General features: G+C 66.1%; 13 protein-coding genes. 6 read left to right on the top strand and 7 right to left on the bottom strand.

Features of this window, described 5'->3' with window-relative positions; genetic code table 11:
• Window positions 1-179: 179 nt before the first annotated feature.
• The 4 genes from E8F12_RS29595 to fadD2 all read right to left on the bottom strand — a co-directional run bounded on the left by E8F12_RS29595 (window position 180) and on the right by fadD2 (window position 8,684).
• Window positions 180-707 (bottom strand): DUF3087 domain-containing protein, encoded by a 528-nt coding sequence (locus E8F12_RS29595; RefSeq protein WP_280328769.1) that lies wholly within the window; start codon window positions 705-707, stop codon window positions 180-182.
• Window positions 708-740: 33 nt separating this feature from the next.
• A complete protein-coding gene (hrpA, locus tag E8F12_RS29600) occupies window positions 741-4,682 on the bottom strand; it encodes an ATP-dependent RNA helicase HrpA (RefSeq protein ID WP_280328770.1) in 3,942 nt (1,313 codons plus the stop codon).
• A gap of 265 nt (window positions 4,683-4,947) precedes the next feature.
• Window positions 4,948-6,654, bottom strand: coding sequence for a long-chain-fatty-acid--CoA ligase FadD1 (gene fadD1 / locus E8F12_RS29605; RefSeq protein ID WP_280328771.1), 1,707 nt, complete (start codon window positions 6,652-6,654; stop codon window positions 4,948-4,950).
• A gap of 341 nt (window positions 6,655-6,995) precedes the next feature.
• Window positions 6,996-8,684, bottom strand: a complete 1,689-nt coding sequence (gene fadD2 / locus E8F12_RS29610; RefSeq protein WP_280328772.1) for a long-chain-fatty-acid--CoA ligase FadD2 — start codon at window positions 8,682-8,684, stop codon at window positions 6,996-6,998.
• Window positions 8,685-8,910: 226 nt separating this feature from the next.
• On the opposite strand from fadD2, the gene E8F12_RS29615 reads away from it, so the two are divergent.
• Window positions 8,911-9,870, top strand: a complete 960-nt coding sequence (locus E8F12_RS29615) for an alpha/beta hydrolase (protein ID WP_280328773.1) — start codon at window positions 8,911-8,913, stop codon at window positions 9,868-9,870.
• Window positions 9,867-10,337 carry a MaoC family dehydratase gene (locus E8F12_RS29620; protein ID WP_280328774.1) on the top strand — a complete coding sequence of 157 codons (471 nt, stop codon included), beginning with the start codon at window positions 9,867-9,869 and terminating at the stop codon, window positions 10,335-10,337. Before E8F12_RS29615 ends, E8F12_RS29620 begins: the two co-directional genes overlap by 4 nt.
• Before the next feature lie 204 nt (window positions 10,338-10,541).
• Here the strand turns inward: E8F12_RS29620 and E8F12_RS29625 are convergent, their stop codons facing one another.
• From E8F12_RS29625 to E8F12_RS29635, 3 genes are read right to left on the bottom strand one after another with little or no spacing between them, the layout of a single operon-like run.
• Window positions 10,542-11,399 (bottom strand): HlyD family secretion protein, encoded by an 858-nt coding sequence (locus E8F12_RS29625; RefSeq protein ID WP_280328822.1) that lies wholly within the window; start codon window positions 11,397-11,399, stop codon window positions 10,542-10,544.
• Between the two features lie 15 nt (window positions 11,400-11,414).
• Window positions 11,415-11,621, bottom strand: a complete 207-nt coding sequence (locus E8F12_RS29630; RefSeq protein ID WP_069084912.1) for a DUF1656 domain-containing protein — start codon at window positions 11,619-11,621, stop codon at window positions 11,415-11,417.
• On the bottom strand, window positions 11,608-13,596 hold the full coding sequence (locus E8F12_RS29635) for an FUSC family protein (RefSeq protein ID WP_280328775.1): 1,989 nt from the start codon (window positions 13,594-13,596) through the stop codon (window positions 11,608-11,610). The genes E8F12_RS29630 and E8F12_RS29635 overlap by 14 nt, the downstream gene beginning before the upstream one ends.
• Before the next feature lie 187 nt (window positions 13,597-13,783).
• On the opposite strand from E8F12_RS29635, the gene E8F12_RS29640 reads away from it, so the two are divergent.
• Genes E8F12_RS29640 through E8F12_RS29655 form a run of 4 tightly spaced genes read left to right on the top strand, consistent with a single transcriptional unit; the run spans window position 13,784 to window position 17,391 of the window.
• A complete protein-coding gene (locus tag E8F12_RS29640; protein WP_280328776.1) occupies window positions 13,784-14,422 on the top strand; it encodes a TetR/AcrR family transcriptional regulator in 639 nt (212 codons plus the stop codon).
• Window positions 14,419-15,381 carry a biotin/lipoyl-binding protein gene (locus tag E8F12_RS29645; RefSeq protein WP_280328777.1) on the top strand — a complete coding sequence of 321 codons (963 nt, stop codon included), beginning with the start codon at window positions 14,419-14,421 and terminating at the stop codon, window positions 15,379-15,381. The genes E8F12_RS29640 and E8F12_RS29645 overlap by 4 nt, the downstream gene beginning before the upstream one ends.
• On the top strand, window positions 15,368-16,315 hold the full coding sequence (locus tag E8F12_RS29650; protein WP_280328778.1) for an ABC transporter ATP-binding protein: 948 nt from the start codon (window positions 15,368-15,370) through the stop codon (window positions 16,313-16,315). The genes E8F12_RS29645 and E8F12_RS29650 overlap by 14 nt, the downstream gene beginning before the upstream one ends.
• Window positions 16,312-17,391, top strand: a complete 1,080-nt coding sequence (locus E8F12_RS29655; RefSeq protein WP_280328779.1) for an ABC transporter permease — start codon at window positions 16,312-16,314, stop codon at window positions 17,389-17,391. Before E8F12_RS29650 ends, E8F12_RS29655 begins: the two co-directional genes overlap by 4 nt.
• Window positions 17,392-17,458: the final 67 nt, after the last annotated feature.

Genomic DNA, 17,458 nt, shown 5'->3' on the forward strand with positions numbered 1-17,458 from the left:
CCACAACCTACAGGCAGGTTCGCGTTTCTGTGGGGGCGAATTCATTCGCGAAAGGACCGCAGCATAGTCCCATAGGTTGGCGCTGAGGAACGAAGCCCAACACAACGGCTCGACCGCGAACGTTGGGCTTCGCTTAGCTCAGCCACAACCTACAGGCAGGATCGCGTTTCTGTGGGGCGTTACTTGCCGTAGTTTTTCACCGCCTCCAGCCAGGCGGGATCGAGGCAGTTCTGCTCCACATCCAGTCCTTGCGCCTCCATCGCCTCGCGGTGCTGGTCGATTTCGCGCGTCATCTGGTTGAGATCGGAAAGATTGCCGTCCAGCTGGTGCATCTGGGTCAGGCCCAGGTGGTAGAAACGCAGCAGCTTCATGGCCGCCGGATCGCGGGCTGCGACGCCCTCCTTGACCCGGTGCATCACGTTGCCGACGCGCATCAGGTTGCGTTTGAGCTGCCAACCGTAGACAGCCGGAGCCATCCAGGGCCGCGGCCAGAGCTGGATGCGCACCACGGCCACGGTGAAGGCGAGACCGGCCAGGACGCCGACCAGGTTCCAGCGGAAGTTGTCACCACCGGGTTCGCCGAACAGCTGCACGCTGAAGGTGGCAAACAGCATGGCCAGCACCAGGAACAGGCTGGCAACGACCAGTGTGATGCGCCGCGTCTGCTGCCGATAGAGCTCGGGGCTCATGGGGCGGATTTCGAACATCGGACAGGATTCCTCCAGGCTCGGTCGGAGGCCTCAGGCCTCCACCTCTTTCCATTGCTTGGCCATGCGTTTGTCGGAGACCGGCATGCGGGTGCCCAGTTGCTGGGCGAACAGGGACACGCGGTATTCCTCCAGCATCCAGCGATAGAGCACCAGGCTGGGGTCGCGCTTGCCCTCCTGGGCGTGCTTGGCCAGGCGTGCCTGGTACTGCTCCCAATAACCGGCCAGCTCGCCGGACCAGACGCGGTCGCGCTGCAGCTGGGCGGCGATCTTGTCGAAGCGCTGCTCGATGGCCTTGAGGTAGCGCGGCAGTTCCTTCAGCCATTCGGCCGGGGTCTCGCGAACGAAGCCCGGATAGACCAGGTTGCCCAGCTGCGCCTTGATGTCGTTGAGCGCGACCGCCTGGGCCAAGTCGATGCGGCCCTTGAAGCGCTTCTGCAGGCCGTGCCAGAGCTTGAGGATGTCCAGGGTCAGCCTGGCCAGGCGCTCGGCATGCTCGGCCCAGGCGCCACGCTTTTTCTCCGCCAGGGAGGCCAGAGCGGCGCCGTCGCGGGGCAGGCTGGCTTCACCGTCGAGGATGCAGCTGTCCAGGCTGGCCAGGAGGATATCCTCCACCAGCGCATCGACCCGTCCCAGGTCGCGATAGAGCAGGCCCAACTCGGTGAGCCCCGGCAGTTTGCCGCGGAGGAACTTGGCGGTGTCCGCCAGCTGTTGCAGCAGCAGACGCTGCAAGGCGCGGCGGTGCTGCCACTCGGCCTCGGCCTGGGTCGGGAAGCGGCCTTCCTTGACGGTACCGCCCTCCTCCACCAGCGCCGGGTAGACGGTCATCGAGAGGCCGGCGACCTTCTGCTGGGTCTTCTCCGCCACCTGGGCGAAGCCCTTGGCTTCCACCGGTTTCTGTTCCTTCTGCGCCTGGGGGATGGCCAGGGCGGCCTGGCTGGCTTCGGCGAAGCGCGCGGTGACCTCGGCCAGGTCACGGCCTTCGCCGAGGAACTTGCCACGGGCGTCCACCACTTCCAGGTTCATCTTCAGGTGGCTTTCCAGCTGGGTGGCGGCCTCGCTCCAGGCCTCTTCCGGCACGCGGGCGCCGGTCATTCGTTGCAATTCGCGGCCCAGGGACTCCGGCAGGGAGCCCTGTGCGAAGGTGATCTTGTCCAATGCGGCTTTCACAAAGTCCGGCACCGGCACGAAGTTCTTGCGCATCGCCTTGGGCAAGTTGCGCACCAGCGCCACGCATTTGGCCTCCAGCAGGCCGGGCACCAGCCATTCCAGGCGCTCCGCCGGCAGTTGCGGCAGGAGCGGCGCCGGCACCCTCAGGGTCACGCCGTCGCGGACGTGGCCAGGCTCGAAGTGATAGGAAAGCGGCAAATCCAGCTCGCCCAGGCGCAGCTTGTCCGGGTACTGCGCAGCGGTGACTTCGCTGGCTTCACGGGCCAGCACGTCTTCCTCGCGCATGATGAGCAGGTCGGGGTTCTGCGCCCGTTCGCGCTCGTACCACTTCTCGAAGCTGGCGGTCTGGTAAATGTCCGCCGGCAAGCGCGCGGCGTAGTAAGCGAAAAGGGTTTCCTCGTCGGCGAGAATGTCGCGACGGCGGGCCTTGGCTTCCAGTTCGTCGAGCCTTTCCAGCAGCTGCCGGTTGGCGGCCAGGCATTTCGCCTTGCTGTGGATCTCGCCCCGCACCAAGCCTTCGCGGATGAACAGCTCGCGGGAGACTTCCGGGTCGATCGGGCCGTAGTGAACGGCGCGGCGGCCGACGATGATCAAGCCGTAAAGGGTGACCTGCTCGAAGGCCACCACCTGGCCACGGCGTTTCTCCCAGTGGGGTTCCAGGTGGTTTTTCTTCACCAGGTGGGCGGCCAGCGGCTCCAGCCAGTCCGGCTCGATCTTCGCCACCATGCGCGCGAACAGCTTGGTGGTTTCCACCAGCTCGGCGGCCATGATCCATTGCGGGCGCTTCCTGGCGATGGCAGTGCCGGGGTGTACCCAGAAACGCCGCTGGCGTGCGCCGAGGTAGTCGCCCTCCTCGGTCTTCTGGCCGATCTGGCTGAGCAGGCCGCAGAGGATCGCCTTGTGCACCTTGGCGTAGTCGATGCTGCGCTCCCCGGACTCCTCGCTCCTACCTTTGCCGGCGTCGGGGAAGAGCTTCAGCTCGCGGCAGATCAGCACCAGCTGGCGGTGGGCATCGCGCCATTCGCGCAGGCGCAGGTAGTTGAGGAAGTTCTTCCGGCACCAGCTGCGCAGCGGGTTGGACCCCAGCGCCTGGCGCTGTTCCTCGAAACCGCGCCAGAGGTTGATCAGTGCGGCGAAGTCGGAGTCCACGTCCTTCCATTGGGCATGGGCCTGATCGGCGGCCTGCTGGCGTTCCATGGGGCGCTCACGCGGGTCCTGCACCGAGAGCGCGGCGGCGATCACCAGCACCTCGTCGAGGCTGCCCTGGTGGACGCCTTCCAGCACCATGCGACCCAGGCGCGGGTCGATGGGCAGGCGCGCCAGCTGACGGCCGATCGGGGTGAGCTGGCTCTCACGGTTCACCGCTGAAAGTTCCTGCAGCAGGGTGAAGCCGTCCTTGATCGCCTTGCCGTCCGGCGGCTCGATGAAGGGGAAGGCCTCGATGTCGCCCAGGCGCAGGTGGAGCATCTGCAGGATCACCGCCGCCAGGTTGGTGCGCAGGATCTCCGGGTCGGTGAAGTCCGGCCGGGAAAGGAAATCCTCCTCGCTGTAGAGGCGCACGCAGATGCCCGGCTCGACCCGGCCGCAACGGCCTTTGCGCTGGTTGGCGCTGGCCTGGGACACGGCTTCCACCGGCAGGCGCTGGACCTTGGCACGGTAGCTGTAGCGGCTGATGCGCGCGGTGCCGCTGTCGATCACATAGCGGATGCCCGGCACCGTCAGCGAGGTTTCCGCGACGTTGGTGGCCAGGACTATCTTGCGACCCGCCATGGGCTGGAAGATCTTCTGCTGCTCGGCCGGGGTCAGCCGTGCATAAAGAGGCAATACCTCGGTGTGCCGCAGGTTGGCCTTGCGCAGCACCTCGGCGCAGTCGCGGATTTCCCGCTCGCCGGGGAGGAACACCAGCACATCGCCAGGGCGCTTGCCCACGTCGCGTTCATGGGCGGTGATCTCGTCCAGGGCACGCAGGATGCCCTGGTCAACGGAGAGGTCGTCGAACAGCGCTTCGCCGTCTTCGTCCACCTCGGCGGCGAGCGGCCGGTACCAGGTGTCCACCGGGTAAGTGCGGCCGGAGACTTCAATGATGGGCGCCTCACCGAAATGTTTCGAGAATCGCTCCAGATCGATGGTGGCCGAGGTGATGATCAACTTGAGGTCGGGCCGACGCGGCAGCAGGGTCTTGAGGTAGCCGAGGAGGAAGTCGATGTTCAGGCTGCGCTCGTGGGCCTCGTCGACGATGATGGTGTCGTAGCGTTCGAGGAAGCGGTCGTGCTGGGTTTCCGCAAGGAGGATACCGTCGGTCATCAGCTTGATCAGGCTGCGTTCGTTGGACTGGTCCTCGAAACGCACCTGGTAGCCCACCAGCTCGCCCAGGGGGCTGCCGATCTCCTCCGCCACGCGGGTCGCGACGCTGCGTGCCGCCAATCGGCGCGGCTGGGTATGGCCGATCAGGCCGTGGGCGCCGCGGCCGAGCTCCAGGCAGATCTTCGGCAGCTGGGTGGTCTTGCCCGATCCGGTCTCACCGGCGATCACCAGCACCTGGTGCTTCTCCAGCGCGGCCTTGATCTCGTCGCGCTTGGCGGCGATGGGCAGGGCATCGTCGTAACGCATCACCGGCACGCTGGCGCGGCGCGCCTCGGCCCTCGCCACCGAAGCCTGGAAGCGCTCGGCCCACTGCGCCAGCTTCGCCTCGTCCGGGTTCTTGCGCAGTTCGTGGAGCTGCCGGCGCAGGCGATGTCGGTCGGCGCCCATGGCCTGGTCGAGGCGTTGCAGGAGTTGTTCGGGGCTGGGGGATTGCTCGCTCATCGGATCCGCTGATTCTGCTGCTGTTTTCGGCAAGAGCGGAATTGTCGCAGATTTCCCCCGCCGAGGGCGGCGACCTGTAGGGGCGAAATTCATTCGCCACGGGCGGCGCAACTACCCCATGCAGGGCCTGCGGTGGACCTGCGGCCCACTTGGCGATTGAAATCGCCCCTGCACCGCCCTAGGGAAAGGGGCAGGCCGAATGTGCGACATGTTCGGAAACGACAAGGCCCCGCGATTGCGGGGCCTTGTCTGGAGCAGAGCGGGATCAGGCCTTGACCTGTTCCTTCTTCGCGTTGAGCTTCTTCAGCTCTTCGTCACGCAGTTCGCGGCGCAGGATCTTGCCGACGTTGGTGGTCGGCAGGCTGTCGCGGAACTCGATGGCACGGGGCACCTTGTAGCCGGTGACGTTGCTGCGCATGTGCTCCATCACCTGTTCCTTGGTCAGGCTGACGCCGGGCTTGGCCACCACGAACATCTTGATCGCCTCGCCGGATTTCTCGTCCGGCACGCCGATGGCGGCGCACTGCAGCACGCCTGGCAGGGTCACCAGTACGTCTTCCAGCTCGTTCGGGTACACGTTGAAGCCGGACACCAGGATCATGTCCTTCTTGCGATCGACGATGCGCATGAAGCCGTCGTCCTGGATCACCGCGATGTCGCCGGTCTTCAGCCAGCCGTCGGCGTCGAGGATTTCGTCGGTAGCCTCCTGGCGTTGCCAGTAGCCCTTCATCACCTGCGGACCCTTGACGCAGAGTTCGCCCGGGGCGCCCCGCCCGACATCATTGCCGGCGTCGTCCACCACCTTGCACTGGGTGGACGGAACCGGGATACCGATGGTGCCGATCTGGTTGTTCTCGAAGGTGTTCACCGACACCACCGGGCTGGTCTCGGTCATGCCGTAGCCTTCGCAGATGGCGCAGCCGGTGACCTCTTCCCAGCGCTCGGCCGCGGCCTGTTGCAAGGCCATGCCGCCGGAGAAGGTGGCCTTCAGCGAGGAGAAGTCCAGGTTGCGGAAATCCTGGTTGTTGCACAGGGCCACGAACAGGGTGTTCAGGCCGACGAAGCCGGTGAACTTCCACTGCGCCAGCTCTTTGGTCATGGCCGGCAGATCGCGCGGGTTGCTGATCAGGATGTTGTGGCCGCCGATCAGCATCATCGCCATGCAATGGAAGGTGAAGGCGTAGATGTGATAGAGCGGCAGCGGGGCGATGAGGATCTCGCTGCCCTCACTCATGTTGGCCCCCATCAGCGCCTTGACCTGGAGCATGTTGGCCACCAGGTTGCGGTGGGTCAGCATCGCGCCCTTGGCCACACCCGTGGTGCCGCCGGTGTACTGCAGCACGGCGATGTCGCCGCTCGGCGGGCTGGCTTCGGCCACGGCGCGGCCACGCCCCTTGGCCAGGGCGTCGTTGAGCTTGACCGCCTGGGGCAGCTTGAAGGGCGGCACCATCTTCTTCACATGCTTGATCACGGCATTGACCAGGATGCGCTTGAAGGCCGGCAGCAGGTCGCCCACTTCGGTGATTATGACGTGCTTGACACCGGTCTTCGGCAGCACGTCCTCGGCCAGGTGGGCCATGTTGGCCAGGCAGACCAGCGCCTTGGCGCCGGCGTCGTTGAACTGGTGCTCCATCTCCCGCGCGGTGTACAGCGGGTTGGTGTTGACCACCACCATGCCGGCACGGATGGCGCCGAACACTACCACCGGGTATTGCAGGATGTTCGGCAACTGCACGGCAATGCGGTCGCCGGGCTTGAGGTCAGTGTGGTTCTGCAGGTAGGCGGCGAAGGCACCGGACAGCTCGTAGAGCTCGCCGTAGGTGAGGGTCTTGCCCAGGTTGCTGAATGCAGGCTTGTCGGCAAAGCGTTGGCAGGACTGCTTCAGTACCGCCTGGACATTGGGGTACTGATCGGCATTGATCTCGGCAGGAACGCCCGCTGGATACTTGTCCTTCCAGAAGTTTTCGGTCATGGAAGCCCACTCCTAAGCAACAGCTGATTTTCACTGTCCTCGAGGACAGTTATTTGTTGTGTTCTGTGCGATTGTGCGCCCGTCCGGGCAAAAAAACGCGCCGAGAGTAGCAGCTTTGCCAAAGGGCCACCAGCACCAAACCAGCCCTAGCCAGTCACAAAAATGACCAGACACTGGTAGTCAGGTCACTTTTGGAGTTCCAACTCTAATCCGCCGACGATCCGCGGAATACGGGGCTTTCACGGGTACTGAGGGAAGCGTGACGCGGATTGGGCAGGGGGCCCGAGGAAGCGGAACGGATGAAGCGGGGCAGGACGGATCACCCGCCCTGCCCTTTCGTATCAGGCGAAGTCGCGCAGCTCGCGACGGAGGATCTTGCCCACCGGGGTCATCGGCAGGGCGTCCTTCAGCACGATGTGCTTGGGCACCTTGTAGCCGGTGAAGTTTTCCTTGCAGTAGGCCTTCAGCTCCTCGACGCTGACGCCGCCCTCGCGGGTCACCACGAAGAGCTTCACCGCCTCGCCGGACTTGTCGTCGGGCACGCCGATGGCCGCACAGCTGGCCACCTTGGGATGCGCCATGACCACGTCCTCGATCTCGTTCGGGTAAACGTTGAAGCCGGACACGATGATCAGGTCCTTCTTGCGATCGACGATGCGCACATAACCATCGAGATCGATCACCGCGATATCGCCGGTCTTCAGCCAGCCGTCGGCATCCAGCACCTCGGCGGTCGCCTCGGGGCGCTGCCAGTAGCCCTTCATCACCTGCGGACCCTTGATGCAGAGCTCGCCACGCTCGCCCAGCGGCAGTTCGTCGCCGTTGTCGTCGATGGTCTTGAAGGCGGTGCCCGGCACCGGAATTCCCACGGTGCCCAGGCGCGCCTGGCTGCCGTAGGGGTTGGTGCTGGCCACGGGCGAAGTCTCGGTCAGGCCATAGCCTTCCACCACCGAGCAGCCAGTCATGGATTGCCAGCGCTCGGCCGTGGCCTTGACCAGGGCGGTGCCTCCGGAATTGGTGACCTTGAGGTTGGAGAAGTCGAGGCTCTTGAACTCGGGGTGGTCCATCAGCGCGACGAACAGGGTGTTCAGCCCCAGCAGCGCGGAGAAGCGCCACTTCTTCAGCTCCTTGATGAAGCCGCCGATGTCCCGCGGGTTGGTGATGAGGATGTTGTGGTTGCCGTTGACCATCATGCACATGCAGTTCGCGGTGAAGGCATAGATGTGGTACAGCGGCAGCGGCGCGATCATGATCTCCTGGCCCTGCTTCATCAGCGGCGCGCCATCCGGCCCCTGCTGCGACAGGCAGGCGTCCACCTGCTGCATGTTGGCCACCAGGTTGCCGTGGGTCAGCATGGCGCCCTTGGCCACCCCGGTGGTGCCGCCGGTGTACTGCAGCACGGCGATGTCGTCCAGGCCCACCCGGACCGGCTTCAGCGCATGGCCCTGGCCCTGCTTCAGCGCCTCCTTGAAGGGCACCGCCTGGGGTAGGTGGAAGTCGGGGACCATCTTCTTCACCTTCTTCACCAGTGCGTTCACCAGCCAACCCTTGAGGCTCGGCAGCATGTCGCCCATGCGTGCCTCGATCAGGTATTCGATCTCGGTGTCGGGCAGCACCTCTTCGACCAGCTTGCCGAACAGGTTGATGTAGACCAGCGCACGTACCCCGGCGTCCTTGAACTGGTGACGCATCTCGCGGGCGGTGTAGAGGGGGTTGGTGTTGACCACGATCAGCCCGGCACGCAGGGCGCCGAACACGGCGATGGGGTATTGCAGGACATTGGGCATTTGCACGGCGATGCGGTCGCCGGGTTTGAGGTCGGTGTGCTTCTGCAGGTAGGCGGCGAAGGCGGCGGACTGGCGGTCCAGCTCGGCATAGGTCAGGGTCACGCCCAGGTTGCTGAAGGCCGGGCGGTCGGCGAATTTCTTGCAGGACCGCTCGAACACCTCGATCACCGACTTGTAGGCGGCCAGATCGATATGGTTGGGCACGCCGGCAGGGCGTTTGTCGCTCCAGAAATCAGGTTGCATTTGTTCTTGTCCTCTTAGCCCTGAAAATGTCTGGCCCGCGCTGCGGGGCTGCCCGGAACTTAGCAGCTCCCTGGCAGTGCGCAAATACTCCAGCGGGCGTCATTGATCGCGTGAATCTTGCCGCTCAAGTGTTGCGCTTCATGGAACCGGCCGGTCACCATTGGATGCTTTGCGTCATGCGACCGCCTGTGCACAATGCGCCCACGCCCCTGGCAAAGGATCCGCTATGCGCCACGATGCTTTCTGGCTCGACTCCAGCGATGCAGTGCCCCTGTACGTCAACCACTGGTCCGGCGATAGCCCGCCGCGCGCGGTGATCATGCTGTCCCACGGCATGGCCGAGCACAGTGGCCGCTATGCCCGCCTGGGCGAGGCCCTGGTCGCTGCCGGATTCGAGCTTTACGCCCTTGATCAGCGCGGCCACGGGCGTAGCGCGGAGCACGGCACCCTCGGCCAGTACGCCGCCGAGGACGGCTGGAGCAAGGTGGTCGGCGACCTCGCCAGCCTCAACCACCATATCCGCCAGCAGCATCCCCGCGCTCCGATCTTCCTCCTGGGCCACAGCATGGGCAGCTACATTGGCCAGGCCTACCTGATGCATCACAGTTGCAGCCTACAAGGCGCCATCCTCTCCGGCTCCAACTATCAGCCGGTGGCGCTGTACCGGGTGGCCAGGCTGGTGGCCCGCTTCGAACGCTGGCGCCAGGGCAAGGAGGGCCGCAGCGCGCTGATCGAGTTCCTCTCCTTCGGCTCCTTCAACAAGGCCTTCAAGCCCAACCGAACGGCCTTCGACTGGCTGAGCCGCGACCCGCAGGAAGTGGACAAGTACGTGGGCGACCCGCTCTGCGGCTTCCGCTGCACCAACCAGTTGTGGCTCGACCTGCTCGGCGGGCTTCAGAACATCACCCCGCCGAAACACCTGGCGCAGATCGACCCCGACCTGCCGCTGCTGGTAATCGGCGGCGAGCGCGACCCGGTCAGCGAAGGCCGGCGCTTGCAGCAACTGGCCGCGGCCCTGCGCCTGGCCGGCATCAGGGACGTGCAACTGAACCTCTACCCCGACGCCCGCCACGAGCTGCTCAATGAGAGCAACCGCGACGAGGTGACCCAAGACTTGATCGACTGGCTGGAGCAGGCCCTTGCCCGCAGTCGGCACCATCAACCGCAAGCCAAGGAGACCGCATGAGCCAGGTCACTAACTTCACCTACGACGCACTCGAAGTCGGGCAGAAAGCCAGCTTCTCCACCACTGTCGAAGAGCGCCACATCCAGCTGTTCGCCGCCGTCTCCGGCGACCGCAACCCGGTGCACCTGGACGCCGAGTACGCCGCCGGCACCATGTTCAAGGAGCGCATCGCCCACGGCATGTTCACCGGCGCCCTGATCAGCGCCGCCATCGCCTGCGAAATGCCCGGTCCGGGCAGCATCTACCTCGGCCAGCAGCTCAAGTTCACCCGTCCGGTAAAGCTCGGCGACAGCCTGACCGTAGAACTGGAGATCCTCGAGAAACTGCCGAAGAATCGCGTGCGCATCGCCACTCGCGTGTTCAACCAGAACACTGAACAAGTAGTGGATGGCGAAGCCGAAGTGCTGGCACCCAAGCAGCAGCTGTCGGTGGAACTGCCGGAGCTGCCGCCGATCACTATCGGCTGAGGCCCTGCTGGATACGAAAAAGCCCGGATCGGATCCGGGCTTTTTTGTGAGCGACGCTGCCGTTTTTCCTGTGGGGGCGAATTCATTCGCCAAGCAGGGCGAAGCCCTGCCGTAGGTTGGTGCCGAGCCTGCGAGGCCCAACATGCCGTGCGCGGATCGTTGGGCTTCGTTCCTCAGCGCCAACCTACGAAAAGCTCGTCCGCCCTACTCCTCCCCCACCGTCACACTGGCAGTCATGCCTGCACTCAACTGAACCTCCTCCGGCACCTTGTCCAACTTTATCCGCACCGGAATCCGCTGGGCCAGGCGCACCCAGTTGAAAGTGGGTTCGACATTGGCCAGCAACTGGGCATCCGGGCTGGCGTTGCGGTCGGTGATACCGCGGCTGATGCTTTCGACCTTGCCCGACAGCGGCTCGCCGGCGCTCATCAGCCAGACCCTCACCGGCGCGCCGACCTTGATGCGCGGCAGCTTGGTCTCCTCGAAATAGGCCTGGACGTAGAACGAACTGTCATCCACCAGCGCCATCACCGGCTGGCCCGTGCTCACATAGTTGCCCTGGGCCAGGCGCAGGTTGGTGACCTGGCCGTTGCGCGGCGCGCGCAGTTCACTGCGGGCCAGGTTCAGCTCGGCCACCTTGAGCTCCGCCTGGGCTTCGCGGAACTCGGCGCGGGCAACCTCCGCGGTGATCAGGGCGTTCTCCCGCAGCTCCTCACTGATGGCCTGAGTCCCCAGGTGGGCACGGCGGGCGGCTTCGTGCTCATGCAGGCGCAATTGATGCTGACGGGTATCGGCCACAGCGCGTGCCTTTTCCAGCGCCGCCTGGTAGCGCTCACGGTCGACGGACAGCAGCAGGTCGCCGGCCTTTACCTGCTGGTTGTCCTGGACCTTGAGGTCCATTACCCAGCCGGACACATCCGGCGAAATCACCACCACGTCGGCGCGCACCCGCGCGTCACGGGTCCAGGGTGAAAGCATGTAGTGCTGCCAGAGACCATAGCCGGCCACCAGGGCCACCGCGACCAGGGTGAGGGTTACCAGCACACGCAGGATGGAACGCATCGTCATCTATCTCCTTCACCAGTGCCCGGTCAGCGCCACCAGCGCTGCCAGCACACAGACGTACAGGGCACAATCGAACAGCGCTTCGTGCCAGATCCAGCGCGTCAGCCCGATACGGGCCAGGCCGAAGCGCAGCACGCCGGTCACCAGCAGCGCCAGCAGTGCATAGAGCAGAAAGGGGCTGAGCAGCACACCGCCCAGGGACCATTCACGCAAGCCCATGGCTCGCCTCCTGCTGTTCACACCATTGCCGCCAGCTCTGCTGCAACTGCAACAGGGCCGCCTGGGCCAGGCGGCGATCAATACTGCTGCCTGCGGCACGCAGGGCGGCCAGCAATTCCTCGGCCGGTTCGTCCAGGGCCTGGGCGCGGCCGGGCGCGGGGCCTTGCAGCAGGATGCGCTCAAGCTGCCGGAGGAAGCGCTGCTCCGAAGCCCCCAAAGGCTTGTCGGCAGCCGCCAGGCAGCGCCGCAGGTGCAACAGTTCGTCGCCCAGATCGAGGCTGGCGACGCCGTCGTCCCAGCGGCTGCGGCTCTGTTCCGGCAGCACCGGATAGAGCCGCGCCAGCTGCAGCAGGCGGTCGGCCATACGCCCGCCGAACCAGTTTTCCGCGCCCGCCAGGGCCACGCCGGTCAGGCGCGCCAGGTCGGCCAGGGTCGCCTTGAGCAAGCGACGACCATGCCAGACCGGGTTGCGCAGCTTGATAAGACGGAAGGACAACACCGCGAAACCCACTCCCAGCAGCATGGAGATGGCCTCGTTGAAGAACAGGCCGACATCGAAGCGCATGATGTTCTGCGGCGCACAGAGCACGATGAAATGCAGGCAGAACGACGTGGCCGTGGCCCCCAGCGCTGGCTTGGCCATCCCCAGGGCGCCGAAGAACAGCGGCACGCCGAGGGCCAGGCAGAGCATGGCGAAGCCACTGAGCTGGGGCAGCAACACCTGGCCGACGAAGAAGGCCACCGGCAACGCATAGAGGATGCCGCGCAGGAAGAAGAAGCCGATCTGTTCGGCGTTCTCGCGGCTGGCGAACAGGCCGCAGATCACGCAGGTTAGGGTCAACGCGCCGACAGCAGAGGTCCAGCCGGTGGCCAGCCAGAAGGCCGACAGGCCGAGGAAGGCCAGGGCGCTGCGCAGGCCATAGATGGTCGCCGTCTGCAGGTCGCGGTGGGTGGATAGCGGCGGCGGCGCGTCCGGCGGCGCCTCGCCCCGCTCCACCGCGAGCATCGAGCCCACCGCCGATGCGGCCTGGCGCATCAGCACCGCCATGCGGCCCAGGCAGTACTGCTGGATGGTCGAGAGGTCCTCATCCTCGGAGGCGAGCAGCAAGCGGTCGCGCAGCTCGTCCAGGCGCGGCACATCGGGCTCGGCCAGGGCCTGCTCCACCTCCTCCAGACAGGGCCGCAGCCGTGCGGCCTCCGTTTCGCCCAGCTGGCGCCATTGCCGCGCCACACCGCGGGCCAGGCGCAGCAGGCTGAGCAGGTCGTGGCTGAGCACACGTAAGGCCATGGCACGCTGGCGCCCGCGGTTGCCCTCGAACCAGGCGTGCTCGCGCTGGGCGTCCACCGCCACGATGCGCCCCAGCACGCCGAGCAGGCCCTGGCGCTCCTGGCGTTCGCCCTTCAGCGCCGAGAGCGCCGCCTGAATGCCGCATTGCCAGGCGTCCCGCGCCTGGCGGGCTAGCTGGCGCTCCACCCGTTGCGGCCAGAACAGAGCGCTGGTCAGGGTGGCGCAGAGGATGCCGAGGCAGATTTCCGTACAGCGCGCCACGGCCTGGTCGAACACCGTCAGCGGATGAGCGATCGCCGGCAGGCCGATGATGGCCACGGTGTACCCGGCCAGCACGAAGGAATAGGACCAGGCGCTGCGCATCAGCGTCGAGGCGGCGGTGCAGATGCCCAGCCAGGTGGCCAGCGCCAACAGGAAGAGCCAGGGCGTCTGCGCGAAGAGTCCCATGATGGCCACCGACATCGCCGTCCCCGCCAGGGTGCCGAGCAACCGCGCCAATCCCTTCTGCACCACCATGCCTGATAGCGGCTGGGCGACGATGAAGGCGGTCATCAACGCCCATTGCGGCTGTTCCAGGCCGAAGCGGAAGGCGCACCAGAGCGCCAGGCCACCGCCCAGCAGTGTCTTGATGACGAATTGCAGCGCCGGAATATCGGGTGCCAGGAAGGCACGCAGGTTGTCGCGCACGGGCAAGGTCCAGAGATGATCCAGATTGAAGATAGCCCGCCGGAATCGGCGAGCTATACGCAAAGCTTATTATTAGCTGACTAACTATTTTCGTCCAGAGGGGAATCTCACGTTCGTCGGTTGCTCGTTGCTAATTAATTAAATGAATATTTAAATAAAACCATCTTCACCGTCCGGAGACCTTCCCGTGACTCGCAGCCGCTCCCCCGGCCGACCCACAGGCGATTCCCAGGCTCAGCGCGAACGCCTGCTGGACGCCGCCACCGACGCCTTCGCCCACATCGGCATCCACGCCGCCAGCCTGCGCGGCATTGCCCAGCAGGCCGGGGTGACGCCAGCCCTGGTCAATTACTACTTCGGCAACAAGGAACGCCTGGTCGACGCCCTCGTGGAGGAGCGCCTGCTGCCGCTGTTCCAGGGCATGGCCGAGCGCCTGCAACAGGTGGGCGACGACCCGCTGGACCTGGTCCGCGCCTTCGTTCGCGGCATGAGCGCCAACCTCAGCCGCAATCCCTGGCTGCCGCCGCTCTGGGTGCGCGAAGTGCTCTGCGAAGGCGGCGCCCTGCGCGAGCTGCTGCCCACCCGCTTCGCCCCCATGGTGCCGGTCCTGATGGCCCAGCGCTTCGCCGCGGCCCAGGCCGGCGGCCGCATGAACCCCGACCTCGATCCGCGCCTGCTGGTGGTCTCCCTGGTCGGCATGGTGATGCTGCCCTATGCCGCCGGCCCGCTCTGGCGCGGCATCTTCGCCAGCCCGGAAATCGGCGACGAAGCCATGGTCAAGCACATACTGGCCTTGCTGGAGCGCGGCCTGGAGGTGAAACCATGAACAGGCTGCTGCCCTGCCTGCTGGCATTTACCCTGCTCGGCGGCTGCGAAGACCCGGCCCGTGAACCGCTGCTCGGCACCCTGGAATGGGACCGCATCGGCCTGCCCGCCGAAGCCTCGGAAACCATCCTCGCCTGGCGCGTGGCCGAGGGCGACCAGGTTCAGGCCGGCCAACTCCTGCTGGAACTGGACCCCCGCCGCCTCGATGCCCGCCTCAAGGAAGCCCAGGGCGACGTCGGCCAGGCCCAGGCGCGGCTGGATGAACTGAGCAGCGGTGCACGCAGCGAAACCGTGGACGCCGCCCGCGCCACCCTCAGCCGCAACCGCGCCGAACTCACCGATGCCGAGCGCACTTTCCAGCGCATCTCTGCGCTTTACCAGCGCCACCAAGTGGCCATCGCCGAGCTGGACCGCGCCCGCGCCGCCCGCGACCAGGCCCGCGCCGCCGTGAGCAATGCCGACGCCCAGCTGCGCGAACTCACCAACGGCACCCGCCCGGAACAGATCGAGCAGGCCACCGCCCTGCTCCAGGCCGCCCAGGGCCGGCTGGCGCAGCTGCAGGTCACCCGCGAGCACCTCAGTCTGCGTGCGCCTCGCGCAGGACGGGTCGACGCCTTGCCCTTCAAGCCCGGCGACCAGCCGCCGCTGAACGCCGAGCTGGTCAGTCTGCTGGTGGGCGAGGCGCCCTATGCGCGGGTCTATGTGCCGGCCTCGGTGCGCCCGCAGATCGCCATTGGCGACGCGCTGAAAGTGAAGGTGGAAGGCGTGCCCGAGCCCTTCGACGCGACGGTGCGCAGCATCGCCAGCGAGTCCAGCTTCACCCCCTACTTCGCCCTCACCGGCGAAGACGCCAGCCGCCTGGTCTACCGCGCCGAACTGGTGCTGCAGGGCGAGGCCGCGCGCCAGTTGCCCGCCGGCCTTCCGGTGCAGGCGGAGCGAGTGAGCCATGAACAGCAATGAAGCGGTGATCCGCGCAAGCGGCCTGACCAAGCGTTTCGGCCAGCTCACTGCCGTTGACGGGCTGAATCTGCACGTCGACCGTGCCGAGGTGTTCGGCTTCCTCGGCCCCAACGGCTGCGGCAAATCCACCACCATCCGCATGCTCTGCGGCCTGCTGCTGCCCAGCGCCGGCGAGATCGAGGTGCTCGGCTGCCGCATCCCCCAGGACGCCGAAGTGCTGAAGCGGCGCATCGGCTACATGACCCAGAAGTTCTCCCTCTACGAAGACCTGACGGTGTACGAGAACCTGGAATTCCTTGCCACCGTCCAGGACCTGGACCGCCGCGAGGCGCGCCAGCGCATCGAGGAGTTGCTGGAGCGGTACTGGCTGGCCGACCGCCGCAAGCAGCTGGCTGGAACCATGAGCGGCGGCCAGAAACAGCGCCTGGCCCTGGCCGGCGCCGTGCTGCACAAGCCCGACCTGCTGCTGCTGGACGAACCCACCAGCGCCGTGGACCCGCAGTCGCGGCGGGAATTCTGGGACTCGCTGTTCGAGCTGGCCGAGGCCGGCACCACGCTGCTGGTCTCCAGCCACTACATGGACGAGGCCGAGCGCTGCACCCGGCTCGGCATCCTCGACGCCGGCCGGCTGGTGGCCGACGGCAGCCCGGCCGACCTGATGGCCGCCCTGCCCGGCCGCCCGCTGCTGGTGGAATGCGCCCAGCCGCGCCAGGCCCAGCGCGCCCTGCAAGGCGCCGAGGAAGTCATCGCCATGGCCCAGATCGGCGCCTCGCTCCGGGTGCTCAGTGCCGTCGCCGACGCCCGAGAGCGCATTGCCCGGCGCCTGGCCGACCAAGGCATCGTCGCCTCGGTCAAGGACACCGACGCCAACCTCGAAGACGTCTTCGTCGCCGTCACCCACCGCCCGCTCGAGCGGGCTGGAGCGCCGTCATGAACCTGCGCCGCCTCGGGGCCATCGTCCTCAAGGAGCTGCGCCAGCTGCGCCGCGACCGCCTGACCTTCGCCATGATCGTCGGCATCCCCATCATGCAGCTCATTCTCTTCGGCTATGCCATCAACATGGACGTGCGCGGCCTGCACGCCGCCGTGCTGGACCAGGCCGACACTGCCCGCTCCCGCGAAGTGGTGGCGGAACTGGGCGCCAGCCAGGTGCTGGACTTCCGCTACCGCCTGGCAACACCGCAGCAGCTCGACAAGCTGCTGCGCGAAGGCAGCATCAGCGCAGCTCTGGTGGTGCCGCCGGACTTCGAGGCGCGTCTGCAACGAAAGGACCGCCCGCCGCTGCAACTGGTGGTGGACGGCTCTGACCAGGTCGTGCAGGCCTCCGCCCGGCAGCTGGCGGCCTATCCCCTGCCCGGCTGGCCCAACCTGACCGGTGTGCAGGTGGTGAACTTCTACAACCCGGAACGCCTGGCGCCGCTGAACACGGTGCCGGGGCTGATCGGCGTGATCCTCACCATGACCATGGTGCTGTTCACCGCCATCGCCCTGGTACGCGAACGCGAGCGCGGCAACATGGAACTGCTGATCACCACGCCGCTGTCCCCCTGGGAACTGACGCTGGGCAAGGTGCTGCCCTTCGTCGGCATCGGCCTGGTGCAGGTAACGGTGATCCTGCTGGTAGGCCTCTGGCTGTTCGAGGTGCCGGTGCGCGGCTCGCTGCTGGAACTCTACGGCGCGTCCCTGGTGTTCATCTTCGCCAGCCTGACCCTGGGGGTGTTCATCTCCACCCTGGCGCGCAGCCAGTTCCAGGCGATGCAGATGGCCTTCTTCACCTTCCTGCCGCAGATCCTGCTGTCCGGTTTCATGTTCCCCTTCGCCGGCATGCCCAAGGCGGCCCAGTGGATCGCCGAGATACTGCCGCTCACCCACTTCCTGCGCCTGGCCCGCGGCATCATGCTGCGCGGCGCCGGGCTGGCCGACCTCTGGCTGGAGCTGGTGGTGCTGGTGGTGTTCACCCTGGTGATGCTGACCATCGCCGTGATGCGGGTGCACAAGCGGTTGGATTGAGAAGTGCCCAGCAGGGGCAATTGCTCTTCTGTAGGGGCGAATTCATTCGCCCCTACAGTCAGTCCAA

The organism is Pseudomonas sp. BN102, assembly GCF_029871245.1.
Lineage (GTDB): Bacteria > Pseudomonadota > Gammaproteobacteria > Pseudomonadales > Pseudomonadaceae > Metapseudomonas.